Below are 24,075 nucleotides of genomic sequence, written 5' to 3'. Positions count from 1 at the left end.
CCCTTCGCAGGCGGGCGCCGGTCCGGTCGCGGGGTAGTGGGGTCAGTAGGGGTTGACCGGGGTCCACTTCTGGGAGTCGGTGGGGGTGCAGGTGGTGGCGAAGGTGTCGCCGGTGGGGGTGGCGTCGAGGCACAGGGCGGTGGCCTGGCTGCGGAAGGCGGTGTTCTGGCCGTCCGGGACGGGCGTCCACTTCTGGTAGTCGCCGGTGTTGTCCGCGAGGGTGTAGGTCCGGCCGTCGGCGGCGCCGTCCAGGAACAGGCCGGTGGCGAGGTCCTGCAGCCGGTTCGTGTCCCCGCCCAGCCCGTAGGTGACCCAGCGCTGGTAGTCACCGTCGTTCGAGGGGTTGGTCACGAGCACGCCAGCCGCGTTGCTGTCCAGCATGAGGCCGTTGGCCTTGTTCTGGTACTGCTGGACCAGCGGGGTGAGGTAGATAGGGACCCACTTCTGGTAGTCCCCGCCGTTGCACCCCAGCGCGTAGGTGGAACCCTGCGCATTGCTGTCCAGGCACAGTCCGGTGGCCCGGTTCTTGAAGTTGGTCTCCAGACGGTCGCCCACCGCGTCCCACTTCTGGTAGTCGCCGGGGTTGCCCGAGTTGGTGTAGACCGAACCCGCCGCATTGCTGTCGAGGAAGAGGCCGGTGGCCTTGTCCTGGAAGCGGAATGCCGTCCCGCCGCTGCGGAACGTGCCCCACTTCTGGTAGTCGCCGGCATTTCCGGGGTTCGTGCGCGCCTCGCCCGCGGAATTGCTGTCGAGGACCAGCCCGGTCGCCTTGTTCTTCCAGCCGCGCAGCACGGGCGAGAGGGTGCCGCCGTCGACCACGTTGTTCGCCTTGTAGGGCTGGAACCCGCCGGACTGCAACCGGGCGCGGGTGTAGTAGTTGCTCTCGAGGTGGGCGACGGTGCCCGGACGGGCCTCCTCGTAGACCTCCGCGACGGTGTGCTGGCTGTCCTTCCACCGGTAGAAGAGCACGACGTGGCTGTCGATGTTGTCGAGCATGTCGCCGGGCTTGAGGTCGTCGTAGCTCGCGAGCTTCTGCGAGACGTCCGGCAGGGTCCACGTCGTCAGCGACGAGTTCAGCCGCCAGACCATCGAGACGTACCCGGAGCAGTCCTGCCGGTAGTTCCGCCCCTGCGGGTCGGCGTAGTAGTCGGACTGGCTGTAGGGGACCTTGCGGTCCACCCAGTACTGGGCGCGGGCGATGACCTCGGCGCGGGTGATGGTGGCCGCGGCGGCGGCCAGGGTGCCCGCCATGGCGCGCTCGGCCTGCCGGCCGTTGAGGTCGTCCGGCACGTGGCCGGTCTGCTGCTGGAACTTCATCGCCGCGGCCGGTGCCGAGGACGGGGCGCCCGGTGCCGGGGACGCCCCCGTCCCGGCGGCCTGGGCGGGAGCGCCCAGGAAGAGCACTCCGGCTCCCAGGGCCCCAGCCGCTATTCGAGCAATACGTCGGCGCGCACTCTTGCGCATCAATTCCCCCGGAAAATGACGGACGTCGTGGTCCACGGAGGCCGGGCCGCCCTTGTGGCGGCCGCAATTCCCGACCGGAAAACGACACAGCGCGCACCGGGCAGGCGTATGGACGGCCCGCCCGTGACGTCAGCTGTTCTGCCCCCGTGTTGATCTTTCGCCCTGGACCCTAGCCCGTATGACCTGCTGTTTCAATGTGAGTTGATCGGCCGTCAATTGTGCTTGTCGCAGGCTCACTTGCGTCGTTAGGGTCCCTTACGTCCGACGCTTGTCGCCGGAATCCTCACTCCGCCTGCGGAAGTGTTGATTCCGTCCGGTAGCGCCCCGGGGTGGTACCGAACTCCCTGCTGAAGGCGTGCGAGAAGGCGTAGGGGGTGCCGTAGCCGACCTGGCGGGCGATGGCGGCCAGGGAGTCGGTGGTGTCGCGGAGCAGCGTGGCGGCGAAGGTCAGCCGCCACCAGGTGAGGTACGCCATCGGCGGGCGGCCGACCAGGGCGGTGAAGCGCCGGGCCAGGGTGGGGCGGGAGACGCCCGCCTCGGCGGCCAGCCGGTCGTTGGTCCAGGGCGCGGCCGGGTCCGAGTGCAGTGCCCGGAGGGCGGTGGCCGCCACCGGGTCGCCCAGGACGGCCGGCCAGGTCCCGGTCGAGCCCTCGGACATCCAGGACCGGATCATGTAGACGAGGAGCAGATCGAGCAGGCTGGGGACGGCGATGCACGAGCCGGGCCGGCGCGCGTCCAGCTCCCGGCCCAGCAGGTCGATGGCGGAGCGGAGTTCGGCGTGGCCGCCGATGCGGTGGGGGAGGTGGACGACCTCCGGCAGCTCAGCCATCAGCGGGTGCACCCGGCTCCGGTCGAGCCGGTACTTGCCGCACAGCATCTCCACCGCGCCGGGAGCGGTCCGGCCGGTGTCCGGGGTCCGCGCGTCGAGCAGTCGCTCGAAGGGCGCCGCCCGTGCCACGGCCGCCTCGTCGAGGGGCGAGTCGGCGAGCACGTGCCCGGTGCCGTGCGGCAGCAGCACCGCGTCACCCGCGCTGAGGGAGACGGGCTCGCCGCCGTCGGCCAGCAGCCAGCAGCCGCCCTTCAGCAGGACGTGGAATCCCGCGCCGTCGTACGCGGCGATGCGCGTCGACCAACTCCCGTCCAGCGCGACCCGGTCGGAGGAGGGGCGTCCGATCCGGACCGCCGCGATGGCATCGCTCACTACGTCCATCGGGCGAGCGTATCGGTGGCATCGGCGGTGAGACGTCTGCGTATTCGGCAGAGCAGCACGGGCATCGCGATGATCGTCCGTGCTCCGTAGAGTCGTGATCATGAAGAACGAGAGCATGTCGGACGAGAGCACGGCGGCCGAGAGCGTGACGGACGAGAGCGCGAAGAGCGAGCGGTCCCGGAGCATCACCCTGGGCGATGTCGAGGTCATCCGGGTCGTGGAGTGGCAGGGCGCCTTCATACCCGCCCGCGGCATCGTGCCGGACTCCGCCCCCGAGACCTGGCAGGACAACGCGGACTGGCTGGCTCCGGACCACTGGCAGCCGGAGAGCGACGCCGCGGTGGTCGCCCTGCAGACCTGGGTGCTCCGCAGCGGCGGGCGGACCGTCCTGGTCGACACCGGAGTGGGCAACGGCCGGGAGCGGCCCGGTTCGCCGCGGTTCCACCACTGGCAGGGCGACTTCCTCGGGCCGCTGGCCCAAGCCGGGATCCGCCCGGAGGACGTGGACGTGGTCGTGAACACCCACATCCACGGTGATCACGTCGGCTGGAACACCGTGGACTCCGACGGGCGTTGGGTACCGACCTTCCCCAACGCCACGTACCTGATCCCGGAGGCCGACGACTTCCACTTCGGCCCCCGCAACGCCTACGGCAGGGGTCTGCGGGAGGACGACCGGCTGATCTACGAGGACAGCATCGCCCCCGTCCACCAGGCCGGGCAGGCCGTGCTGTGGGAGGGGGCCCACCGCATCGACGAGAACCTGCTGCTCGAATCCGCCCCCGGCCACACGCCCGGCTCGTCCGTGCTGCGGCTCGCCTCCGGTGGCGACCGGGCCGTCTTCGTCGGGGACCTGCTGCACAGCCCGGTGCAGATCCTCCGGCCCGACTGCAACAGCTGCTTCTGCATGGACGCCGGCCAGGCCGTCGCCAGCCGCCGCCGGATCCTCGAACGGGCCGCCGCCGAACGGGAACTGGTCGTCCCCGCCCACTTCGGTGGCGCGGGTGCGGTGGAGGTCCGCCGCGAAGGCCCCGACTTCACCCTCGGCCGCTGGCCCTTCGCGGACCTGGCCTAAAGGAACTCATCCGCGTGTTCCCGCGCCCAGGAGCGGAAGGTGCGGGCGGGCGCGCCGGTGATCTCCTGCACCGTGGCGGTGACCGCATCCGATGCGGGCCGTGCCACGGCACTGTCCAGCAGGGCCTCGACGAGTGCGGGCGGGCGGCCGTCGGCGAGCATCTGCTCCCGGGCGACCTGGAGCGGCAGCTCCTCGAACCGCAGCGGGCGCCCGATCGCCTCGCCGATCAGCTGCACCTGCTCGGCTCGGCTCAGCACTTCCGGACCGGTCAGGACGTACGTCGCCGCCGCGTGGCCGGGCTCGGTCAGCACCCGGGCGGCGACGGCCGCGACGTCGCGTTCGTGGATCACGGCCGTGGCGGCTATGCCGGGACCGCGAACGGCCTGTGTGGTGCGGATCTGCGCGGCCCAGCCCCGGGTGTTGGAGGCGATGGTGTCGGACCGCAGGACGCTCCACTCCACACCGGAGGCCTTGACCAGGCGCTCCATGTCGGCATGGAGCTGGTTGATGGGGTCGGTCTGCCGGGCGGCGTGGTCGTCGACGCCCGAGGACGAGAGGTAGACGATCCGGCGGGCGTGCCGCGCCAGCGCCGCCAGCACGGCCGGCGCGCCCTCGGTCGTGAGGAAGGGCCAGATCAGGAAGGCCGATCCGATCCCGGGCAGGGCCTCCACCAGCCCGTCCGGCTCGGACAGGTCCCCGCCCACCACCGTGGCGCCGGCCGGCAGCGCGGCCGAGGCGGGCTCACGGACCAGGGCCCGCACCGCGGCGCCGGAGTCGAGGAGTTGGTCGACGACCTGCCGGCCGACGTTACCGGTCGCGCCGGTCACAAGGATGTCGTTCATGATCGGGTCAGCCCCCGCCGCGTCCGGAGTATTCCGCTGCCCTTCGTCCGTCGCCGCCCTTCGACGGTCACGGGGCGGGCGGGGTCCAGTCGGCCGGCAGGCCGGACTGGGCGAGGACGGCGGTGAGGCTGTAGAAGTCCTGGTCGGAGACGATCCGGGGGCCCTCGACCTCGAGCAGGGTGGCCAGGGGCACGGCGAAGGGCCTGGGCGCGCCCTTGATGTGCCCGGCGTAGACGGCCTCGACGGTGATGTGCCGGCCCGCGCGGTGGGCGGCGCGCACGGTGACGTGGACGTCGTCGATCAGGCTATCGGTGCGGGCCTTCCAACCGGCTATCTCCTGGCGCCCTTTGAACGTGACGCCGATGGCCTGGTCGGTGTAGGTGCCGCCGGGGGTGAAGAGGGACCCGAGCGCGGCCGGTGCCGCGCCGTTCCAGGCGGCCGCCCAGACGGTGGCGACCCTGGGGAGGTGCCGGTCGGCGGGCGCCGCGGCGAAGGCGGTGGTGCCCAGGGCGAGGGTGGCGGCCGCCGCCAGGGCGAGGGCGGTCGCGGGGCGGTGCTTCATGGGTGGGTCCTCCATCGGGTGTGGTCTTCGGGGTCGGCGCAGGTCAGGGCCGCAGCGGCGCGCGGCCGCAACGACTCAGGGCCGCAGTACCTCAAGGGGTCAGCACGACCTTGCCGGTGACGGTGCCGGACTCCGCCAGGCTGAGCGCCTCGGCGGCCCGGGCGAGCGGCAGCCGCGCGGCTATCCGCGGGGTGATCTCGCCGCGCTGGAGGGCGGCGAAGACCTCGGTGAGGTCCGTCCGCAGCCGCCCCCGGAAGCGGTCCTTGCTGAGGGCGCGGCCGGCCCAGATGTTGTAGAAGTGCGCGCGGCGGCCGTTGGGCAGGGAGTTCCACAGCCAGGTGCGGGCCAGGATCTTGAGTACGGGCAGCTGCTTGGAGCCGGTGTCGTCGCGGGTGGAGGCGCTGCCGTAGGAGACGAGGGTGCCGCCGGGGGCGAGCAGCTGCCAGGAGTCGACCACGCTCCGGCCGCCGACGTGGTCGAAGACGGCGTCCACCCCGCCGGGGGCCAGCTGCCGGACCCGGGCCGGCACGTCGCCGCCGCGGTAGTCGACCGGGATCACGCCCAGCTCCCGCAACGCGTCGTGGTGCCGGGCGGAGGCCGTGCCGATCACCCGCACGCCGGCCGCGCGGGCGAGCTGGACCAGGACGGAGCCCACTCCGCCGCTCGCGCCGTGCACCAGGATGCTCTGCCCGGCGCGGACCCGGGCCGTGCGGTGCAGCATCTGCCAGGCGGTGATGCCGTTGACCACGACGGTCTCGGCCTCCTCCGGGCTCAGGCCGTCCGGTACGTCGACCGCGTCCTGGGCGTCGACCACGACGTGGCTGGCCCAGCCGCCGACCTTGACCAGCGCGGCCACCCGCCGGCCGGCCAGCGCCGGGTCGACGCCCTCGCCGGTCGACACGATGCGGCCCACCAGGTCGTACCCGGGGACGAAGGGGAACGGCGGCTGGTCGTAGTACCGGCCGCGGCGCATCTGCTGCTCGGCGAAGGAGACGCCGGTCGCCTCCATCGCGATCACCACCTGCCCCGGAGCGGGCTCCGGCACGGCGGTGCGGCGGATCTCCAGCTGCTCCGGAGCCACCACGCCCGGCAGGACGACCTGCACGGCCTGACCGGACCGGGTGCTCGGGCCGGACGGGCCGGACGGGCCGGACTGGAGGGACGGGCCGGACTGGACGGTCTGCGTGGCCTGGTCGGCGCGGTCGGTGCTCATGGTGTCCCCACTCGTTTCGTAGAAGGTTTCTCGTTCGTTAGAAGTTGTAACCCCTCGACCGTGCAAGAGTCAAGCACGTTCGTGATAGCTTCTAACTAACGAGTGACGAGAGAGCAGGAGACAGGCCATGAGCGAGCCGGACGCGCGGACTCCCCGGGAGCGGTACCGCGCCCAGGTCCGCGAGGAGGTCAAGCAGCACGCCTGGGAGCAGATCGCCACGGCCGGGGCCTCCGCCCTGTCCCTCAACGCCATCGCCAAGCAGATCGGCATGAGCGGACCGGCCCTCTACCGCTACTTCGCCAACCGCGACGAGCTGATCAGCGAACTGATCAGGGACGCCTACCGCAGCCTGGCCGACGCCTTCCACGCGCGTGCCGAGGCCGGTACCGACCTCGGCGACCTGGCCCACGCCCTGCGCGCCTGGGCCCTGGCCGACCCCCAGCGGTACCTCCTCGTCTACGGCACCCCCGTGCCCGGCTACCAGGCCCCCGAGGACACCGTCCGCATCACCGCGGAGATCATGTCCGTGCTGCTGGACGCCTGCGCCGCCCAGCAGCCCTCCGCCGTACCGCCGTCACCGCTGGAGGCCCGGCTGGAGGCGCACCTGGACGAGCACCGGGCCTGGGCCGCCGCGCACCCGGCGGGGCCGGCGGTCCTGCACCGCGCGCTCACCTTCTGGACCCGCCTGCACGGCCTGCTCTCCCTCGAGCTCTCCGGTCACTTCACCGGCATGGGCTTCGACCCGGCCCTCCTCTACACCGCCGAGGCCGGCACGCTCACGACCCCCTGACGTCCGGCGCCGTGCCCCCTTCGGCCTCCGTGCCCGCCAGCGTGTCCGCGTGGTCGAGCAGCGCGGTGCGGTGGCTGTACTGGATCAGGTCGTAGGTCGCCCGGCCCGTGACCACGCTCTCGGGCCGGCTGGGGGTGGCCGGGAAGAAGTCGTCCGCCCGCCGGGGCGCGATGCTGGAGACGTACGCCTGGCCCTGCGGGACGGAGTAGATCCCCAACGGCCGCTGCGCGGACGGCGTCAGCCCCTCCGGGTACTCGTGCGGTTCGGGATAGGCCGTCACATAGACCGGGACGGCGGCGGGTCCGGGGCGGGGACGCACGATGCGGGCGCCTGGGGCCCGCGTGGTGTTGCGACCCGCGGGGTCGTGGATCCAGCCCTTGGCACCGGCGTACCAGATCGCCGTCCAGTCGCCCGTGCGGCCGGCCACGACGAACTGCTGGCCGGAGACGACCGTGCTGCCCCAGTCGTCGATCCGGTCGGTGCCCGCCGACCCCGCGGAGTGCAGGGCGCGGTCGCCGAAGAGGGGTGCGTCGGCGCGGGGCGCGGTGCGTACGAAGAGCATGTTCGCGGACTGCCGCTGCTTCTTGCAGGTCGCCGCCGACGGGGCGGTGGTGCGCCGGGTCCGGGGGACGGCGCGGGAGTCGGAGCACACCCGGACGGTCTGGAGGTTGCGCCGGAAGTCGGGGGTGATGGTCACGGCCTCGCCGGTCGGCACCGGAGCGCGGGTCCGGCCGGCGTCCTGCCCGGCGCCCGGGGTCAGCAGGTCCATGAAGTGCTGCCAGTCCCAGAAGGGCCCCGGGTCCCAGTGGGAGTCGGAGACGGTGGCGGCGCTGGCCGTCAGGACGTTCTCGTGCCCGATGACGTGCTGCCGGTCCAGCGGTACGCCGAACCGCTGCGCCAGGTAGCGGACCAGGTCGGCGGTGGCGCGGTAGGTGGCCGGGGTGAACCAGCCGGCGCCCTGCGCGGCGTAGCCGGTGTGCTCGATGCCGACGGAGTGCATGTTGACCCAGTAGTTCCCGGCGTGGAAGGCCACGTCCTTGGTCGCCACCATCTGCGTCGCCTCGGCGCCCTCGGCGCTCAGGATGTAGTGGGCCGACACTCCGCTCGAGGGGTCCTGGAAGGTCTCCACGCCCGCCTGGTAGCTGCCCTCGATGTCGTGGATGACGATGGTGTCGATCGCGACGTCGTTCTGCGGCCGCGATCCGACCTGGTAGTTGGTGGCCGCCGCCGGCACGAAGCGGCAGTTCAGCGTGGTGGGGCACTCGGCCCGGGCGGCGCGCGGGACGCCCCGGCGGAGTCCGAGGGCGGACAACTGACCGGTGTCCGGGACCACGTCGGGGTGGGCCGGCAGCTCGACGCGCTGGCCGTCCTTGCGCGTACGGGTCAGGCCGGTGCGCAGCGAGGCGTAGACGGCGTCGGCGTACGCGGCGGCGGACTCCCGGTCGCCGGCCTGGCTGTAGCGGGCGACCGCGGCGTACCAGCCGCCCGGGTCGGCGGGGACCGAGCGGGTCACGGTCCGCTGGTAGGAGGCCAGCAGTGCGGCGCCGGCGCGGATGTTCTGGTGCTCGTCCGACCGGAGCCGGTCGGGGCTGACGTGGATGAGGCGGGCGGCGGTGTTGAGCGTGTGCTCGGCGGGGTCCGCGGAGCCGGTCGCGTCGACGGGGCCCTCGCCGGGGCGGTTGGCGGAGGTCCGGCCGGCGGTGGTGTCCGTGAGGTGCATCGGGCCGTATCCGCCCAGCGTGCTGGGCCGGTCGCCGTTGTCCTCCCACCACGACGCCTGGTAGCTGACGCCGAGCAGCACCTCCTCCGGTACGTGGAACTCGGCGGCCGCGGCCGCCACGGCCTGCTGGAACTCCGACGCTCCCGCCGTGGCCGCCCGCGCGGGCCCGGCCGGGACGGCCAACAGCACCGCCAGGGCGGCGTGCACACCGACCAGACGACGTACGGATCGCACCCTCACCACGGACCGACTCCCTCGGTAGTGCCGCCCTTTCCGGAACACCACCGTGTACCCGCCCGCCCTGGCCCGGACCCGGGCGGTGGGCCGCATGGCCCACGGCTCCGGCGCCCGGCTCACTCCGCGGTGGGCGTGTCGGCGGACGCACCCCTGCCCCGGCGGATCGTTCCGTCGGGGCAGGGGTGACGCGGGGCGTCGGCGCGGGCGTCCCGCGGCCGGGCCGGCTCAGGTGCGGGCGGCGGCGGTGCTGCGGGCCGGCTGCCGGGGGACCCGGGTGGCGGCCGGCCGGGAGAGCTGGGCGGCGAGTTCGGCGGCCTCGGCCGGCGTGGAGACCGAGGGCGGGGAGCCGGGCAGCGGGCGGCCGGCGCTCTCCGAGATCAGCACGGCCGCCACCAGGCCGACCGCTCCCGCCAGCATCGTGTAGTAGGCGGGCATCAGGTCCTGGCCGGTGGCGTCGATCAGGGCGGCGACGACCAGCGGGGTGGTGCCGCCGAAGAGCGAGACCGAGACGTTGAAGCCGAAGGAGAGCGAGGCGTAGCGGGTCCGGGTCGGGAAGAGCGCCGGCAGTGTGGAGGACATCGCGCCGAGGTAGGTCACCAGCGCCAGGCCGAGGACGAGCAGGCCGGTGAAGACGGCGAGCGGGCTGCCCTGCCGGATCAGGAGGAAGCAGGGGAGGGCCAGGACCACGAAGGCCGCGGAGCCGCCGATGAGGACCGGCCGCCGGCCCACCCGGTCCGAGAGCCGGCCCACCGCGTTGACCAGGCCGAGCAGGACGAGCATCACGACGACGATCGCCATCAGGCCGCCGGTCTCGTCGAAGCCGAGGGTGGAGAGGTAGGTCGGCATGTAGGAGAGGAGCATGTAGTCGGTGATGTTGAACGCCGCGACCAGCGCCACGCACAGCGCGAGGGCGCGCGGGTCGGCGAACAGGACCTTGCGCAGCGGCAGCTTCTCCAGCGGCTCGCCGGCCGCGCGCTCTTCGAGCTCGCGGAAGGCCGGCGACTCGTCCAGCTTGAGCCGCAGGTACAGGCCGACCAGGCCCAGCGGACCGGCGATCAGGAACGGCAGGCGCCAGCCCCAGTCGAGCATGGCGGCGTCGCCGAGCAACAGCGTCAGGCCGGTGACCAGGCCGGCGGCGGCGATGTAGCCGATGAGCGTGCCGAATTCGAGGAAGCTGCCCCAGAAGCCGCGCCGGCGGTCGGGGGCGTACTCGGCGATGAACGTCGCGGCGCCGCCGTACTCGCCGCCGGTGGAGAAGCCCTGCACCATGCGGCAGAGGACCAGCAGGACCGGTGCCCAGACGCCGATGGTGGCGTAGCCGGGGATCAGGCCGATGGAGAGCGTCGCGGCCGCCATCATGATCATGGTGAGGGCGAGGATCTTCTTGCGGCCCACCCGGTCGCCGAGCGGGCCGAAGAACATCCCGCCGAGCGGGCGGACCAGGAAGGCCGCGGCGAAGGCCGCCAAGGAGGCGAGGATCTGCGCGGTGGCGTTCCCGGAGGGGAAGAACACCTTTCCGATGGTGACGGCGAGGTAGCTGTAGACCCCGAAGTCGAACCACTCCATCGCGTTTCCGAGGGCGGTGGCCTTGACGGCACGCTTCACCGCCCGTTCGTCGGTCACCGTGATGTCGGCGGGTTCCACGACGTTACCTTTCGTGACGACTACAAAGGATGGTTCATACACCAAAGCCTCTCGTAACCAGCTCGCCGACCGCCAAACGTCCCGCATGACGTGACTTCTGCCCCGGCCTTGAACAGGGCCTTAGGTCCTGACCCGGACATCCCGGACACCGGGCGTGACGCCCCCGCCCGGACCCGGTACCCTCCGCCCCGCCCGTGCCCCGTCTCGCCGTCCGTCACGCACGGTGACCGAGTGTCGAGGGGCGGCCTCAGCCGGTGGTCGCGGCGGGACGGACGACGATCTCGTTCACGTCGACCTCCGGGGGCTGGGAGAGGGCGTAGGCGATGGCGTCCGCGATCGCGGCGGCGGGCAGTGCCACCGCGCGGTAGGACCTCATCGCCTCCCGGGCGACCGGGTCGGTGATGCCGTCGGCCAGCTCGGACTCGGTGACGCCGGGGGAGACGAGCGTGACGCGGATCCTGCCGTCGGACTCCTGGCGCAGGCCTTCGGAGATGGCGCGCACCGCGAACTTGGTCGCGCAGTAGACGGCCGCGGTGGGCGAGACCTCGTACGCCCCCACGGAGGCGATGTTCACGATGTGCCCGCGGCCCCGGGCCCGCATGACGGGGAGCGCGGCGGCGATGCCGTGCAGTACGCCCCGGACGTTGACGTCGAGCATCCGGTCCCATTCCTCGGTGCGCAGGGCGTCCAGCGGGGACAGCGGCATCACGCCCGCGTTGTTGACCAGCGCGTCGAGCTGCCCGTACCGCTCGAGCGCGGCGTCGACGAAGGCCCGGGTGTCCGCGGCGTCCGTCACGTCCAGCCGGCGGAAGGCCGCCCGGCCGCCCGCCGCGGTGATCTCGCTCGTGATGCGTTCGAGCCGGTCGGTCCGGCGCCCGCCGAGCAGGACGCGGTGTCCGTCCGCCGCCAGGCGGCGCGCGGTGGCCTCGCCGATGCCGCTGCCGGCGCCGGTGACCGCCACGCTCTTGACGAGTGGGGTGGGGAGGGAAGGGGTGGTCGGTGTCATGCCCCGGAGTCTGGGGCGGCCGGAGCGGGCGGACCAGGACGGCCCGTGCCGGGGTGCGACGCACCCGGGCTGGCCGCTCGGGCCCGTTCTAGCCTGGGGAGATGAGCAGCAGTGACCTCGGTGACTTCCTCCGCGCCCGCCGCGCCCGGCTGACACCCGCCGACGTCGGCCTGGCCTCCTACGGACGCCGCCGGGTGCCGGGACTGCGCCGCGAGGAGGTGGCGGTCCTGGCCGGGATGAACGCCGACTACTACGCCCGGCTGGAACAGGGCCGCGAGCGGGGCCCCTCGCCGCAGGTGCTCGACGCGATCGGGGCGGCCCTGCGCCTGGACCCCGACGCCCTGTCCCATCTGTACCGGCTGGCCGGCGGCGGTCCGGAGCGCGGCCGGCCCCGGCCGCAGGAGAGCGTCGCGCCCCTGCTGCGCCGGCTGCTGGACGGGTACCGGCACACCCCCGCCTTCGTCCTGAACCCGGCGCTGGACCTGCTGGCCGCCAACGCCTCGGCCGAGGCGCTGTTCGCGCCCTTCGAGGCGGCGGACAACCTCGCCCGGATGGCCTTCCTCGATCCCACGGCCCGCACCTTCCACGTGCACTGGGAGCGCACGGCCGGGGCGGTGGTCGCGGCCCTGCGCCGGTCCGCCGGCCTCGATCCGCACTACCCGCGCCTGCGCGCGGTTGTGGCCGAACTCCGCGGTGCGAGCGAGGAGTTCGCCGGGCTCTGGGCCGCGCACACGGTCGCCGGCAAGACCCGTGACCTCAAGGAGTTCGTCCACCCCGAGGTCGGTCCGCTGGTGCTCGCGTACGAGTCCTTCGACGTGTGCGGCGCGCCGGGCCAGCAGCTCGTCGTCTACCACGCGGAGCCGGGCAGCCTCAGTGACCGGAGCCTCGCCCTGCTCGGTGGCCTCCGGGCTCAGGACGCCTCCTCGGCCGGGGCCTCCTCGGTCGTGTGGGAGTCGGTCAGGCTCAGTGCGCCGCCGGCCGCGATCAGTCCGACGACCACGGCCAGCACGCCGTAGGTGATCCGTTCGCCGTGGAAGAAGGAGGCCACCAGGCCGTTGCTCCAGGTGCCGGCCGGCAGCTGGGTGGTGACCAGCGCGGCGATCAGCGTGCCGACGACCGCGGTGCCGAGGCTGGAGCCGACCTCCTGGGCCGTGTCGTTGAGGGCCGTGCCGATGGAGGTGCGGTTGGCCGGCATCGCCTCGACGAGCGCGACCGCGCAGATGGTCATCACGGTGCGCAGGCCCACGGTCATCAGGACCATGCACACGGCGATGGCGGCGTACCCGTGGTCCACGCCCCAGGCGAGGCCGGCGAGGGCGCCGGCCAGGCAGGCCGCGCCGACCAGGCAGGCGACGCGGTGGCCGAAGCGGCGGGCCAGCCACTCGGACAACGGGGTCGCGACGAGCATCGTCACGATGATCGGCAGGTTCGCCAGGCCGGCCCGCACCGGGCTCCAGCCGTAGGCGTACTGGAAGTGCAGGATCAGGCCGAACATCACGCTGGCCATGGCTATGGACGTGCCGGTCTGCGCGATGGTGGCGCCGCGGACGGTGCCGTTGGAGAAGAGCTTCAGGTCCAGCATGGGGGCCGCGCTGCGACGCTCGTGCCGGACGAAGGCGAGCGCGGCCGCGACGGCTCCGGCGGCGGAGGCGAGGGTGATCGCGGAGAGCCAGCCGTGGTCGACGCCGCTGGTCAGCGCGTAGCAGCCGAGTCCGATGGCGGCGACGCTCAGGGCGGCACCGGGCAGGTCGAGCCGGTCGTCGGTCAGGTCCTCCGGCCGGTCGGCGGGGACGCCGAAGCGGACGCCGAGGATGGCGAGCGCCGCGATGGGGGCGTTGACGATCAGCAGCCACTCCCAGCCCACGTGGGCCAGTGCGGTGCCGCCGAGCAGCGGCCCGAGGACGAATCCGGACATGCCGACGACGATCATCACCGTCATGGCCCGCATCCGCAGGGCCTTGTCGTCGAAGAGCCGGAAGACCAGCGAGTTGGTGATCGGGGCCATCGCCGCCGCGGCGATGCCGAGGAGCGCGCGCAGGGCGATCAGCTCGCCCGCGGTGGTGATGAGGACGGCGCACAGGCTCAGCGCGCCGAAGGCGGCCAGTCCGACCAGCAGCACGCGGCGGCGGCCGAGCCGGTCGGCCAGTGATCCGGCGGTGAGCAGCAGGCCGCCGAAGGTCAGCGAGTACGCGCCGGTGACCCACTGGAGCGAGGTGGTTCCGCTGCCGAGGTCGCGGCCGATGGTGGGCAGGGCGATGGACAGCAGGGTGTTGTCGACCATCTCGACGAAGAAGGCCAGGCAGAGGGCGGCCAGCGGGATCCAGGCCGCACGCAGCGAGGGGTAGGCCCGCGAGGGGCTGTGAAGGGGGGTGGCGGTAGTCATGAGGGGTCCTCCGATCGAACGCGGTTCGAGTATCGAACACCGTACGATACGGTACGATAGAACGACGTTCGATACGATGCAAGGGGCAAAGGGGAGCGAGCCATGGCACGCCAGCAGAACCGCTCGGGCGAGGGGCGCCGCCGGGCCTCGCACTCGATGGAGGCGGTGCTCACCGAGGCGGTGGGGCTGCTCGACGAGGCCGGGGCCTCCGCGCTGACCTTCCGCGCCCTCGCGCAGCGTCTGGGCGGCGGCGTGGCCAGCATCTACTGGTACGTCGAGAGCAAGGACGAGCTGCTCGACCGCGCCGCCGACCACGTCATCGGCGCGGTGCTGGCCGACATCGAGAAGCTGCCCGTCGGCGACGACCCCCTCGAAGACCTCCGGGTGATGGCGGTGACGCTCTTCGAGGCGATGGCGGCCCGGCCCTGGCTCGGTGCCTACTTCATGCGTGACACCCGCGTACAGGTCAACTCCCTGGCCCTGTACGAGCGGTTGGGTCGCCAGACGCTGCGGCTGGAGCTGAACGCCCGGGAGCGCTTCCACGCCCTCTCCGCGGTCATCGGGGTCGTGGTGGGCTCCGCCATCGACCTCGGCCGCCAGCTGCCCGAGGACGCCCTCAAGGAGGGGGCGGACCGCGACCAGTTCCTCGGCCACTTCGCGCAGACCTGGCGCGAGCTGGACCCGGCGGAGTTCCCCTTCGTCCACGAGATCGTCGAGGAGTTCGACGGCCATGACGACGTCGACCAGTTCCGCTCCGCGCTGGACCTGACTCTTGCGGGCCTGCGCCTGCAGGCCGGGGCCTGAGCGGTCCGCCCCGTTCGCGGTGACCGCGACCGGCGCGCTTGACCGGCCCCGGTCGGGGGAGACGAAGACTGGCGGCGGCGAACGCGCCGGGCCGCGACGGACCATGACGGAACGTCAGCGGCCCCGGCCGGTTGCTCCGCCGCGGGGCCCACCGGCCCCGCCCGTTGACGCCGCTGGAACAGGAGCACGCCGATGCGCCTCTACGCCCAGACCCGAGCACGTCGTTGCCGGCAGGTGCTGGCCGACCTGACGGCGGCGGCGCTGCTGACCGCCGCCGTGTGGTTCGCCCTCACCGTCCACGAAGCGATCATGCTGCTGACCGAACCGGGCCGGAAGATGGAGGACGCCGGCGGCAGCCTGTCCTCCGGCCTCGGCGACGCGGGGGACGCGGCCTCGCACGTCCCCCTGGTCGGCGGCGCCCTGAAGAAGCCGCTGCGCTCGGCCGCCGAGGCCAGCGACGGCCTCTCGGACGCCGGCCGGTCGATGCAGGACCTGGTGGCCCGGGTGGCCGACCTGACCGCCTTCGCCCTGATCGTCATCGCCCTGGTGGTCGTACTGAGCCTCTGGCTGCCCCCGCGCCTGCGCTGGATCCGGCGCACCGCCCGCATCCGGTACCTCCTCGACGCCCCGGGCGGCGCCGACCTGCTGGCCCTGCGGGCGCTGACGGGCAAGGTCAAGGACCTGGCGACGATCCCCGTACCGCCGGGAGGACTGGTCGACGCCTGGCGGCGCGGCGACCCGGAGACCGTCGAGAACCTGTCCCGCATCGCCCTGCACCGCTCCGGCCTGCGCGCCTGACCCGCCCCGCGGCCACCGCCTGCGCGGCCGCCGCCGCACGTCCAGCATACGATGGACCGCTCGCAGGGGCGAGGCCGACGGACGGGAGGTGGCGGGTGGAGCAGGTGTCGGAAGAGGCGGGCCGGTCGCCTCGGCGGCGGGGGCAGGGCGCGCTGGAGGCCCTGGTCCTCGGCGTGCTGCGCGCGGCCGACGGCCCGGTGACGGCCGGCTGGGTGCGGGAACGCGTCCCGGGCGCCCTGGCGCACACGACCGTGGTGACGATCCTGACCCGGCTGCACGCCAAGGGCGCGGTGACGCGGCGGCGGGTGGGCCGGTCCTTCGAATGGACCCCGGTGGCCGACGAGGCGGGACTGGCCGCGCTGCGGATGCGCCGGGTCCTGGACGCCGAGACCGACCGCGAGACGGTACTGGCCCGGTTCGTGACCGGACTGCCGCCGGGCGACGAGGAGTTGCTGCGTCAGCTGCTGGCCCCGGCCGACGGGATCGGGGAAGGCTGAGCCGTCATGGGGGTCTTCGTCTTCCTTCCGCTGGTCCTTCCCTTCACCGCCTGGCCCATCGCCCGGCTCGCCGAGCACCGGCTGCACCCCAGGACGGCGACCTGGCTGCTGAGCGTGGTCGCCGCCGTCTTCGCGGTGTGCAGCACGCTGTGCCTGGCGCTGCTGATGGTGGTGGGCACCGCCCAGCTGCCGGGCAACCCGCTGCCCGACGCCTGGTCCGACCCCGAGGTGCGGGCCGCGGTGCCCCTCGACGAGATCGCCGGCCGGGCCGCCATCCCCGCGCTGGCGGCGGTGGTCACGGCCTGCGCGGGTACGGCCTGGCGGCACCGGCGGGTACGGCGGCGCGCCGAGCGGGCCCTGGCCCGGCGCCCCGGCCGCCGGGTGGCGGTGCTCCCCGACGACCAGCCGTACGCCTACGCCCTGCCGGGCCGGCGGGGCCGGGTCGTGGTCTCCACGGGAATGCTCGCCGCACTGACCACGGGGCAGCGACGGGCGCTGTTCGCGCACGAGCGGGCCCACCTGGCGGAGCGCCACCACCGCTTCCTGCTGGCCGTCCGGCTCGCCGCGCGGGCCAATCCGTTCCTGCGCCCACTGGCCACGGCGGTCGGCTACGCCACCGAACGCTGGGCCGACGAGGTGGCGGCGAGCGCCGTGGGGAGCCGGCGGGCGGTCGCGCTGGCGATCGGGAGGGCGGCCCTGGTCTCGCGCGGGACGCCTGCGGCGGCGCTGGCGCAGTTCGCGGCCGCCGGACCGGTCCCGCGGCGGGTGGCCGCGCTCCTCGCTCCCGCGCCCGCCCACGGCTCGTGGCCGCCGGTGTTCACGGCGGTCGGCCTGGCGCTCTGGGGAGCGGCGGCGGGCAGCGCGGTCGCGGCCCTCTCCTCGGCCAACTCGGCCGTCACGCTCTTCTTCATCCTGCACGCCGCGACCCCGATGTAGGCCGGGGCCCGGCGCCGCTGTCGGCGCCGGGCCCCGGCCGTCGTGGCCCACCGGAGCGGTCAGGAACGGCGCTTGGCGCCCGCGAGCATGGACACGCCGACCGCGGCCAGGGCGATCTGGATGATCCACTCGATCCAGTCGACGCCCTTGGTGTCGGCCACGCCGAGCAGGCCCGCGATCGCGCTGCCGACGAAGGCCGCGACGATGCCCACGATGACGGTCCGCAGCAGACCGATGCGCTGACGCCCCGGCAGCGCCAGCCGGCCGAGGGTGCCGATGACGAGACCGATCACGATCGCGCTGATGATCCCCGATATCTCCATGCCCTCTCTCCTTCCCCGTGGGAGCCGTTCCTAGAGGTCGAACTCGTGCGGCGGCAGGTCGAGGGTGTAGCACGCCTCGCGGACCACGGCCTGCTCGGTCTTGTCGAAGTCGCCGTCGGCGCCGCCGATGACGATGCCGATCTGGACCACGGCGCGGGCCTCGGCGGGCTTCTTCTTGGCCTTGGCGATCTCCTGCAGGACCGAGACCTTGCCGAAGGCGAAGTCGGTGGTCAGCTTGGACAGGTTCTCGTCGAAGCGGCGCCGCAGGTCGTCGGCGTCGAAGTTCTGCAGGACCTCGTTGGTGGCGATCAGCTGCGCCACCCGCTGCCGCTCGGCGGGGTCGATGCTGCCGTCGGCCGCGGCCACCAGCGCGCACATCGCCATCGAGGCGTCCCGGAAGGCCCCGGACTTGAGGTCGTTCTTCTTCGCGACGAGCTGGGTCTGCATCGTCGACGCGGACTCCCTGATGCGGTCCCACAGTGCCATGCCGTCTCCGTTTCCTCGGGCGGGCGGTCGTCCGTGACCACCCCGTCTATGTCTCTACAGCACTGTAGAAACTATCAGGGTGTCCGAGGTGAACGCGCGGATGAGCCGGAGGGGACGGGTCCGGTACGCCGCATGACGGGCCGTCAAGCCGACGGCATTGGAACGCCGTTCGGAATCACGCGACGATCTTTCAGAAGTTGAAAAGAAACGGCCTCTCGCGGCAAGAGGTAATCCGCCGAGAAGTGGCGATTTGCCAGGAGGTGAAGCGGCTGGCAACGTTGCCATCTCGTTAGGAATTCACTCCTTGACGGTGGTGCCGGTGGCGAGTTGACTCGCCTACCTCGGCCGGACGCACCCGGCCTCGTCAGGGAGATTTACTAAGTGAAGACACATCTGGGACGGGCCGCCGCGGCTGCCGCCGCCTGCGCGATCACCGTTTCGCTCGCCGCCTGCGGCGCGGACGAGGAAGACGGAAGACCCGGCGGGAGCGACGCGATCAAGGTCGGCCTGCTGCTCCCGGAAACCGGCACGGCCCGCTACGAGAAGTTCGACCGGCCCCTCATCGAGAAGGAGGTCCGCGGCTTCACCCTGGGCAAGGGCGCAGTGCTCTACGCCAACGCCCGGCAGGACGCCTCCGTCCAGAGCGCGCAGGTCGACGCGATGATCGCCAAGAAGGTCGACGTCCTGATCATCGACGCGGTGGACGCCAAGGCGATCGCCCCCTCGGTCAAGAAGGCCAAGGCCGCCGGCATCCCGGTCGTCGCCTACGACCGGCTGGCCGAGGGCCCGATCGACGCGTACGCCTCCTTCGACAACGAGGACGTCGGCAAGGTCCAGGGCAAGGCGCTGCTCGACGCACTGGGCCCCAAGGCCGGCACCGGGCGCATCGTGATGATGAACGGCTCGGACACCGACCCCAACGCCCGGCAGTTCAAGCAGGGCGCGCACGCCGTCCTCGACGGCAAGGTGCACGTCGGCAAGGAGTACGACACGGTCGACTGGAAGCCGGAGAACGCCGCCGCCAACATGACCGCCGCGATCTCCCGCCTCGGCAAGAGCGAGATCGCCGGCGTCTACTCGGCCAACGACGGCATGGCGGGCGGCATCATCACCGCGCTGAAGGACGCCGGCGTCTCCCCGCTGCCCCCGGTCACCGGCCAGGACGCCGAACTCGCCGGCGTGCAGCGGATCGTGGCCGGCACGCAGTACATGACCGTCTACAAGCCCTACGGTCCCGAGGCCGCAGCCGCCGCGGAGATGGCCGTGGCCCTCGCCAGGGGCGAGCGGATCAGCGGCATCATCAACCAGGTCGTGGACAGCCCGACCTCCAAGCACGTGCCCTCCTTCCTCGTGACGGGGATCGCCGTGACCCGGAACAACGTCAAGACCACCGTGGTCTACGACGGCGTCTACACGGTCGACGAGATCTGCACGCCCAAGCTGAAGGCCGCGTGCGCCGAGATCGGCCTGGAGTAGGCCGGTCCCGCCCGGGAGCGGCGCCGTTACCTGGCTGAAGCACGACCGCCGGGGACCGGAAGCAGCAGGCTGACCGGGTGGAAGCGCGGGCGGCGGAGTCTGTGCGGGTGAGTGTTCTCGAGGTTTCCGATCCGCCCGGCACGACCTGCCCGGCCCCCGCCCCCACCCCTCCCCGGCGGCACCGTGGCCGTGCGGCCACGGCCGTCGCGGTGGGCTGTGCGCTGCTGATGGCGCTGCACGCGTACCTTCCCGACGGACCCGGCAACCTCGGCAGCCTCGTCCAGACGTTCCTGCCGTGGGCCGGGCTCGCCGTGCCCGCGCTGCTGGCGGTCGCACTGGTGCGCCGCTGCCGGGTCGCGGCGGCCGCCGCCCTGCTGCCCGCGGTCGTCTGGGGCTGCCTGTTCGGCGGGGTGCTCGCCGACAAGGGCAGCGGCGGCGGGGAGCTCACCGTCGTCAGCCACAACGTCGACGAGGGCAACCCCGATCCGGCCCGGACCGCCCGGGCGCTCGCCGCCTCGGGGGCGGACCTGCTGGCGCTGCAGGAGCTGTCCGCCGCGGCCCGGCCCGTGTACGAGCGGGAGCTGGCGGCCCGGTACCCGTACCACTCCGTACACCTCGGCGTCGGACTGTGGAGCAGGTACCCGCTCGGCGAGGTGGCGCCGGTGGAGATCATGCCGTGGACGAGGGCGGTCCGGGCCGCGGTCCGGACCCCCAAGGGGCCCGTCGCCGTCTACGCCGTGCACCTGGCCTCGGTCCGCGTCACCCCGGCCGCCGGATTCACCACCGGGCGCCGCAACGACTCGGCCCGCAAGCTCGCCGCCGCCCTGCGCAGCGAACCGCTGCCGCGAGTGCTGGTGGCGGGTGACTTCAACGGGTCGACCGAGGACGCGGCGCTGCGGCCGGTCACCTCGCAGCTGCGCTCGGCGCAGCGCGAGGCCGGCGCCGGCTTCGGCTTCACCTGGCCCGCCGCCTTCCCGGTGGTCCGCATCGACCAGATCCTGACGAAGGGGCTCACCCCGGTCTCGGCCTGGACCCTGCCGGAGACCGGCAGCGACCACCGGCCCGTCGGCGCCTCCCTGCGCCTGTGAGGATCGCAGTCCGCTGTGCGGTGAATGTCCTGGATAACCGTTGAGTACGGTAGACCCCCAACCCATGCGTAATCAGTGAGAAGGCGGCATGTCGGCAATCCCGGTCCCGGAAACGGTCAGTGTCCTGCTCGTCGAGGACGACGCCACCATCCGCCGTGCCGTCCAGCTCTCGCTGGAGCGGTACGGCTATCGGGTCACGCCCGCCGAGGACGGGCTCGCGGGCCTGGAGGCCTTCCGGGCCGGCGGGCACGACCTGCTGATCGTGGACGTGATGCTGCCCGAGCTCGACGGCATCGGGCTGACCCGCCGGGTGCGTGAGGAGAGCCCCGTCCCGGTCCTGATCATGTCCGCCCGCGGTGACGCCCTCGACGTGGTCGCCGGACTCGAGGCGGGTGCCGACGACTACGTCGTCAAACCCGTGGACACCGGGGTGCTCGTCGCCCGGATCCGCACGCTGCTGCGCCGCGCTACCTTCCGGCCGGATCCGGCCCCGGCCCCGGACGGCGCGGCACCCGCGGCGTCGGCCGGGACCCCCGACGGCACGCTGGTCTTCGGGGACCTGAGCATCGACACCCTCGGCCTGGAGGTGCGGCGCGCCGGGCAGCCCGTCCAGCTCACCCCCACCGAGCTGCGCCTGCTGCTGGAGTTCGCCGCGTCCCCCGGCGCCGTGCTCGACCGCCGCCGGCTGCTGCGCGAGGTGTGGGACTACGGCTGGGAGGGCGACACCCGGGTCGTGGACCTGTGCGTCCTGCGGCTGCGCAAGAAGATCGGCGCCGACCGGATCGAGACGGTCCGGGGCTTCGGCTACAAACTCGTCCGCGGTTAGGCCGGAGCGGCCCGATGGCATTCCCCAACCCCCGCGCCCTGCGCTGGAAGATCGCCGCCCTGACCGCCGCCGCCTGCTGCGCGGTGGCGGCGGTGGTCGGCGTACTCGTCCACCGGTCGATGGCCGAGCGCAGCGACCGGACCGGCATCGACCGCGTCGGGACGGTGCTGGCCGCCGCCCAGCACGAGTACGACGGCAGTGGCCGGACGCCGCTGGAAGTCCAGGTGCTGCGACCGGAGGAGCTGGACCCGCCGCTCGCCCGGGCCCTGGCCCACAAGGATCCGGCCGCCCTCTTCGCGACCTGGTACGACCGGCGGCCGCCCAACTCCTTCTGGCTCTGGGCCGCCATGCCGCAGCAGGACGGACGGGTCCTCGTCACCCGGACCGACATGAGCTTCGAGGTCCGGGCCCTGCAACTGCTCGACCGCAGCATCGTGAAGGCCGTGCTCGCCGCCCTGCTGGTCGTCGTCCCGCTCGCCGCACTGGCGACCGAGCCGATGAACCGCCGGCTGCGGCGGGGCGCCCGGACCGCCCGGGCCATCGCCGACGGGGACCTCGACGCCCGGATCGGCCGGCGCGGCCGGGCCCGGGACGAGATCTCCGAGATGTCCGCCGCCATGGACGAGATGGCGGGGGCCCTGCAACGGAAACTGGAGGGCGAGCGGCGCTTCACCGCGGACGTGGCGCACGAGCTGCGGACCCCGCTGATGGGCCTGACCACCGCGGCGGGCCTGCTTCCCGAGGACGACGAGGCCGCCGCCCTGGTACGCGACCGGGCCCGGGCGCTGAGCGGGCTGGTGGAGGACCTGCTGGAGGTCTCCCGGCTCGACGCCGGGGCCGAGCGGCCCCGCACCGACCGGGTGCCCCTGGGCGAACTGGTCGCCGACGTGGTCCGGCGCTCCGGGACGGCCGCCGACGTCGCGGTGGTGGGGGAGGCCGCGGAGGTGGAGACCGATCCCCGCCGGGTGGAGCGGATCGTGGTCAACCTCGTCGCCAACGCCCACCGGCACGGCGCGGCCCCCGTGGCGGTGACCGTCACGGGCCCCAGGATCGTCGTACGCGACCACGGTCCGGGCTACCCCGCCGAGCTGCTGGCCGACGGCCCGCAGCGGTTCCGTACCGGGGCCGCCGAACGCGGCCGGGGCCACGGGCTCGGGCTGACCATCGCGCTCGGCCAGGCCCAGGTCCTCGGCGCCCGGCTGCACTTCGCCAACGCCCCGGACGGGGGTGCGGTCGCCACCCTGGACCTGCCGGCGGGCCGGGACTGAACCGCAACCGCCGGACGGGCCGCCGCCCCGGACGTCAGGGCGCGGGCACGCGGACCCCGGCCGCGGCCGGCGGCGCGGCCGGCGCCTCGGTGGCGGCGATCGTCCGGCGCAGCAGGCTCCGCGCCGACTCCAGCTCCACGGCCCGCCGGTCCAGGACGTCCAACTGCTCGCGGAGGGTGGCCAGGACGCCCGGACACGGGCGCAGCTCCGCCCCGTCGAGGGCGCACGGCAGGACCTGCCGGATCAGGCGGGTGGGCAGCCCGGCCGCCAGCAGGCCGCGGACGCTGCGCACCGCCTCCACCGTCCGCTCGTCGTACTCGCGGTAGCCGTTGGCGCGGCGCCGCGAGTCGATCAGCCCCGTCCGCTCGTAGTAGCGCAGCAGCCGCTCGCTCACCCCGGTACGCCGCGACAACTCCCCGATCAGCACCGACCCCGATCCCCCGACTTGACCTTCCCACTGTGTCAAGGAGCAACAGTGCGGTTGCCGGCCGCATTCCGGGCCGGTCGTCACGAGGGAGAACCACGATGATCATCGATGCGCACAGCCACGTCCACGACCCCGTCGAAGCCCACCTGGCCCTCCTCGACGAGGCCGGCGTCGACCGCACCGTCCTGTTCGCCACCCGTCCGCACCCGGAACGGGCCGCGGACCTCGCCGGCCTGCGCAGGGAGATGGCGGTCCTGGACGCGGCCGTCGGAGGGCGTGCCAACACGCTCGAGGCGTACCGCGGTGCCTGGCAGGAGCTGCACGCCGCGCTCGCCGCGCAGCCGGACCGGTTCATCGGCTTCCTGGCCGTGCCCCTCGACCTGACATCGGAGGAGACCAGCCGGATCGTGGAACGCGAGCTCGTCGGGCGGGGGTTGCACGGCATCGGGGAGCTGACCCCGCCGCCGGGAGGGGCCGGGACGATCGAGCCGGTGCTCCGGGCGGCCGCCGACCACGGCGGCCTGCCGGTCGTCGTGCACGGCTCCGCACCGACCACGGCGGACGACCTGAAGACCCTCGCGGCCCTGGCCGGCCGCTACCCGACGGTGCCGCTGGTGGTCAGCCAACTCGGCGGCCTCAACTGGATGCAGGCCGTGGACATGGTCCGGGAGATCCCGAGCATGTACCTGGACCTCTCCACCGCCCCCGTCGTCTTCGCGGTCCGGCTGGCCATCGAGGAGATCCCCGACCGTACCCTCTTCGGCTCGGACGCCCCCTACGGCGACCCGGTCCTGGCCCGCACCCTGGTGGAACGCGTCACCACCCCGGGCGAGACCCGCACCCGAGTCCTGGGCGGCACCCTCGCCGAACTCCTGGGCCTGGCCTGAGGGGCGCCGGCCCCCATGAACGAGCCGGTCACCGCTTCGTTGACGTCCTGGCCGATCAGGTCGGTCAGCTCGAAGGGGCCCATCTTGAAGCCGCCGCTCTCGCGGAGCACGGC

Annotated in this window: 24 protein-coding genes and 1 pseudogene; 12 read left to right on the top strand and 13 right to left on the bottom strand. The window is 73.3% G+C overall.

Going from position 1 to position 24,075, the window contains the following annotated elements:
* Window positions 1-42: 42 nt before the first annotated feature.
* Together AB0O40_RS32620 and AB0O40_RS32615 are read right to left on the bottom strand one after the other, a co-directional pair.
* Window positions 43-1,464 carry a hypothetical protein gene (locus tag AB0O40_RS32620; protein ID WP_365049114.1) on the bottom strand — a complete coding sequence of 474 codons (1,422 nt, stop codon included), beginning with the start codon at window positions 1,462-1,464 and terminating at the stop codon, window positions 43-45.
* A gap of 283 nt (window positions 1,465-1,747) precedes the next feature.
* A complete protein-coding gene (locus AB0O40_RS32615; protein ID WP_365049113.1) occupies window positions 1,748-2,674 on the bottom strand; it encodes an AraC family transcriptional regulator in 927 nt (308 codons plus the stop codon).
* A 115-nt stretch (window positions 2,675-2,789) separates the two neighbouring features.
* Between AB0O40_RS32615 and AB0O40_RS32610 the strand changes: the two genes are divergently transcribed.
* Window positions 2,790-3,749 (top strand): MBL fold metallo-hydrolase, encoded by a 960-nt coding sequence (locus tag AB0O40_RS32610; protein ID WP_365049117.1) that lies wholly within the window; start codon window positions 2,790-2,792, stop codon window positions 3,747-3,749.
* On the opposite strand, the gene AB0O40_RS32605 is transcribed toward AB0O40_RS32610, so the two are convergent.
* The 3 genes from AB0O40_RS32605 to AB0O40_RS32595 all read right to left on the bottom strand — a co-directional run bounded on the left by AB0O40_RS32605 (window position 3,746) and on the right by AB0O40_RS32595 (window position 6,366).
* The gene (locus tag AB0O40_RS32605; protein WP_365049112.1) at window positions 3,746-4,591 is read right to left on the bottom strand and encodes an NAD(P)H-binding protein; all 846 of its coding nucleotides are present in this window, start codon (window positions 4,589-4,591) and stop codon (window positions 3,746-3,748) included. The two genes, AB0O40_RS32610 and AB0O40_RS32605, sit on opposite strands and share 4 nt — an antisense overlap.
* Window positions 4,592-4,658: 67 nt before the next feature.
* On the bottom strand, window positions 4,659-5,153 hold the full coding sequence (locus AB0O40_RS32600; protein ID WP_365049111.1) for a nuclear transport factor 2 family protein: 495 nt from the start codon (window positions 5,151-5,153) through the stop codon (window positions 4,659-4,661).
* A gap of 91 nt (window positions 5,154-5,244) precedes the next feature.
* Window positions 5,245-6,366, bottom strand: a complete 1,122-nt coding sequence (locus AB0O40_RS32595; RefSeq protein ID WP_365049110.1) for a medium chain dehydrogenase/reductase family protein — start codon at window positions 6,364-6,366, stop codon at window positions 5,245-5,247.
* Window positions 6,367-6,493: 127 nt separating this feature from the next.
* On the opposite strand from AB0O40_RS32595, the gene AB0O40_RS32590 reads away from it, so the two are divergent.
* Window positions 6,494-7,156, top strand: a complete 663-nt coding sequence (locus AB0O40_RS32590) for a TetR/AcrR family transcriptional regulator (RefSeq protein WP_365049109.1) — start codon at window positions 6,494-6,496, stop codon at window positions 7,154-7,156.
* Here the strand turns inward: AB0O40_RS32590 and AB0O40_RS32585 are convergent.
* The 3 genes from AB0O40_RS32585 to AB0O40_RS32575 all read right to left on the bottom strand — a co-directional run bounded on the left by AB0O40_RS32585 (window position 7,143) and on the right by AB0O40_RS32575 (window position 11,763).
* A complete protein-coding gene (locus tag AB0O40_RS32585) occupies window positions 7,143-9,119 on the bottom strand; it encodes a peptidoglycan recognition family protein (RefSeq protein ID WP_365049108.1) in 1,977 nt (658 codons plus the stop codon). The genes AB0O40_RS32590 and AB0O40_RS32585 overlap by 14 nt on opposite strands.
* 219 nt (window positions 9,120-9,338) lie before the next feature.
* Window positions 9,339-10,757, bottom strand: coding sequence for an MFS transporter (locus tag AB0O40_RS32580; protein WP_365049107.1), 1,419 nt, complete (start codon window positions 10,755-10,757; stop codon window positions 9,339-9,341).
* A gap of 247 nt (window positions 10,758-11,004) precedes the next feature.
* On the bottom strand, window positions 11,005-11,763 hold the full coding sequence (locus tag AB0O40_RS32575; RefSeq protein ID WP_365049106.1) for an SDR family oxidoreductase: 759 nt from the start codon (window positions 11,761-11,763) through the stop codon (window positions 11,005-11,007).
* A gap of 101 nt (window positions 11,764-11,864) precedes the next feature.
* On the opposite strand from AB0O40_RS32575, the gene AB0O40_RS32570 reads away from it, so the two are divergent.
* Entirely contained in the window at window positions 11,865-12,779 is a 915-nt protein-coding gene (locus tag AB0O40_RS32570; RefSeq protein WP_365049105.1) for a helix-turn-helix transcriptional regulator, read from the top strand.
* Here AB0O40_RS32570 and AB0O40_RS32565 read toward each other — a convergent pair.
* Complete coding sequence (locus AB0O40_RS32565; protein WP_365049104.1) at window positions 12,674-14,146, bottom strand: MFS transporter; 1,473 nt, start codon at window positions 14,144-14,146, stop codon at window positions 12,674-12,676. The genes AB0O40_RS32570 and AB0O40_RS32565 overlap by 106 nt on opposite strands.
* Window positions 14,147-14,302: 156 nt before the next feature.
* On the opposite strand from AB0O40_RS32565, the gene AB0O40_RS32560 reads away from it, so the two are divergent.
* The 4 genes from AB0O40_RS32560 to AB0O40_RS32545 all read left to right on the top strand — a co-directional run bounded on the left by AB0O40_RS32560 (window position 14,303) and on the right by AB0O40_RS32545 (window position 17,181).
* The gene (locus AB0O40_RS32560; protein WP_365049116.1) at window positions 14,303-14,950 is read left to right on the top strand and encodes a TetR/AcrR family transcriptional regulator C-terminal domain-containing protein; all 648 of its coding nucleotides are present in this window, start codon (window positions 14,303-14,305) and stop codon (window positions 14,948-14,950) included.
* Between the two features lie 192 nt (window positions 14,951-15,142).
* Window positions 15,143-15,748, top strand: coding sequence for a hypothetical protein (locus AB0O40_RS32555; protein WP_365049103.1), 606 nt, complete (start codon window positions 15,143-15,145; stop codon window positions 15,746-15,748).
* Window positions 15,749-15,852: 104 nt separating this feature from the next.
* Window positions 15,853-16,245: a BlaI/MecI/CopY family transcriptional regulator gene (locus AB0O40_RS32550; protein WP_365049115.1), complete on the top strand. Its 393-nt coding sequence runs from the start codon at window positions 15,853-15,855 to the stop codon at window positions 16,243-16,245.
* A gap of 6 nt (window positions 16,246-16,251) precedes the next feature.
* Window positions 16,252-17,181 carry a M56 family metallopeptidase gene (locus AB0O40_RS32545; protein WP_365049102.1) on the top strand — a complete coding sequence of 310 codons (930 nt, stop codon included), beginning with the start codon at window positions 16,252-16,254 and terminating at the stop codon, window positions 17,179-17,181.
* 59 nt (window positions 17,182-17,240) lie between these two features.
* Here AB0O40_RS32545 and AB0O40_RS32540 read toward each other — a convergent pair whose 3' ends face one another.
* Window positions 17,241-17,504, bottom strand: a complete 264-nt coding sequence (locus AB0O40_RS32540) for a GlsB/YeaQ/YmgE family stress response membrane protein (protein ID WP_365049101.1) — start codon at window positions 17,502-17,504, stop codon at window positions 17,241-17,243.
* Window positions 17,505-17,534: 30 nt separating this feature from the next.
* On the bottom strand, window positions 17,535-17,990 hold the full coding sequence (locus AB0O40_RS32535) for a TerB family tellurite resistance protein (RefSeq protein WP_365049100.1): 456 nt from the start codon (window positions 17,988-17,990) through the stop codon (window positions 17,535-17,537).
* A 381-nt stretch (window positions 17,991-18,371) separates the two neighbouring features.
* On the opposite strand from AB0O40_RS32535, the gene AB0O40_RS32530 reads away from it, so the two are divergent.
* The 4 genes from AB0O40_RS32530 to AB0O40_RS32515 all read left to right on the top strand — a co-directional run bounded on the left by AB0O40_RS32530 (window position 18,372) and on the right by AB0O40_RS32515 (window position 22,648).
* The gene (locus tag AB0O40_RS32530) at window positions 18,372-19,466 is read left to right on the top strand and encodes a substrate-binding domain-containing protein (RefSeq protein WP_365049099.1); all 1,095 of its coding nucleotides are present in this window, start codon (window positions 18,372-18,374) and stop codon (window positions 19,464-19,466) included.
* A gap of 107 nt (window positions 19,467-19,573) precedes the next feature.
* Window positions 19,574-20,554 carry an endonuclease/exonuclease/phosphatase family protein gene (locus AB0O40_RS32525; RefSeq protein WP_365049098.1) on the top strand — a complete coding sequence of 327 codons (981 nt, stop codon included), beginning with the start codon at window positions 19,574-19,576 and terminating at the stop codon, window positions 20,552-20,554.
* Window positions 20,555-20,642: 88 nt separating this feature from the next.
* Window positions 20,643-21,380 (top strand): two-component system response regulator CseB, encoded by a 738-nt coding sequence (gene cseB / locus AB0O40_RS32520; RefSeq protein ID WP_365049097.1) that lies wholly within the window; start codon window positions 20,643-20,645, stop codon window positions 21,378-21,380.
* 14 nt (window positions 21,381-21,394) lie between these two features.
* Window positions 21,395-22,648: a HAMP domain-containing sensor histidine kinase gene (locus tag AB0O40_RS32515; RefSeq protein WP_365049096.1), complete on the top strand. Its 1,254-nt coding sequence runs from the start codon at window positions 21,395-21,397 to the stop codon at window positions 22,646-22,648.
* A gap of 34 nt (window positions 22,649-22,682) precedes the next feature.
* On the opposite strand, the gene AB0O40_RS32510 is transcribed toward AB0O40_RS32515, so the two are convergent.
* Window positions 22,683-23,075, bottom strand: a complete 393-nt coding sequence (locus tag AB0O40_RS32510) for a MerR family transcriptional regulator (protein WP_365049095.1) — start codon at window positions 23,073-23,075, stop codon at window positions 22,683-22,685.
* Between the two features lie 98 nt (window positions 23,076-23,173).
* Here AB0O40_RS32510 and AB0O40_RS32505 point away from each other — a divergent pair, with 98 nt between their 5' ends.
* Window positions 23,174-23,962, top strand: a complete 789-nt coding sequence (locus AB0O40_RS32505; protein WP_365049094.1) for an amidohydrolase family protein — start codon at window positions 23,174-23,176, stop codon at window positions 23,960-23,962.
* Window positions 23,963-23,982: 20 nt separating this feature from the next.
* On the opposite strand, the pseudogene AB0O40_RS32500 reads toward AB0O40_RS32505, so the two are convergent.
* Window positions 23,983-24,075: pseudogene (locus tag AB0O40_RS32500) on the bottom strand (3-hydroxyacyl-CoA dehydrogenase family protein); the annotation flags it as partial.

This window comes from Streptomyces sp. NPDC089919 (genome assembly GCF_040684615.1).
Lineage (GTDB): Bacteria > Actinomycetota > Actinomycetes > Streptomycetales > Streptomycetaceae > Streptomyces.
This window is presented reverse-complemented; position numbering and strand designations above follow the sequence as displayed.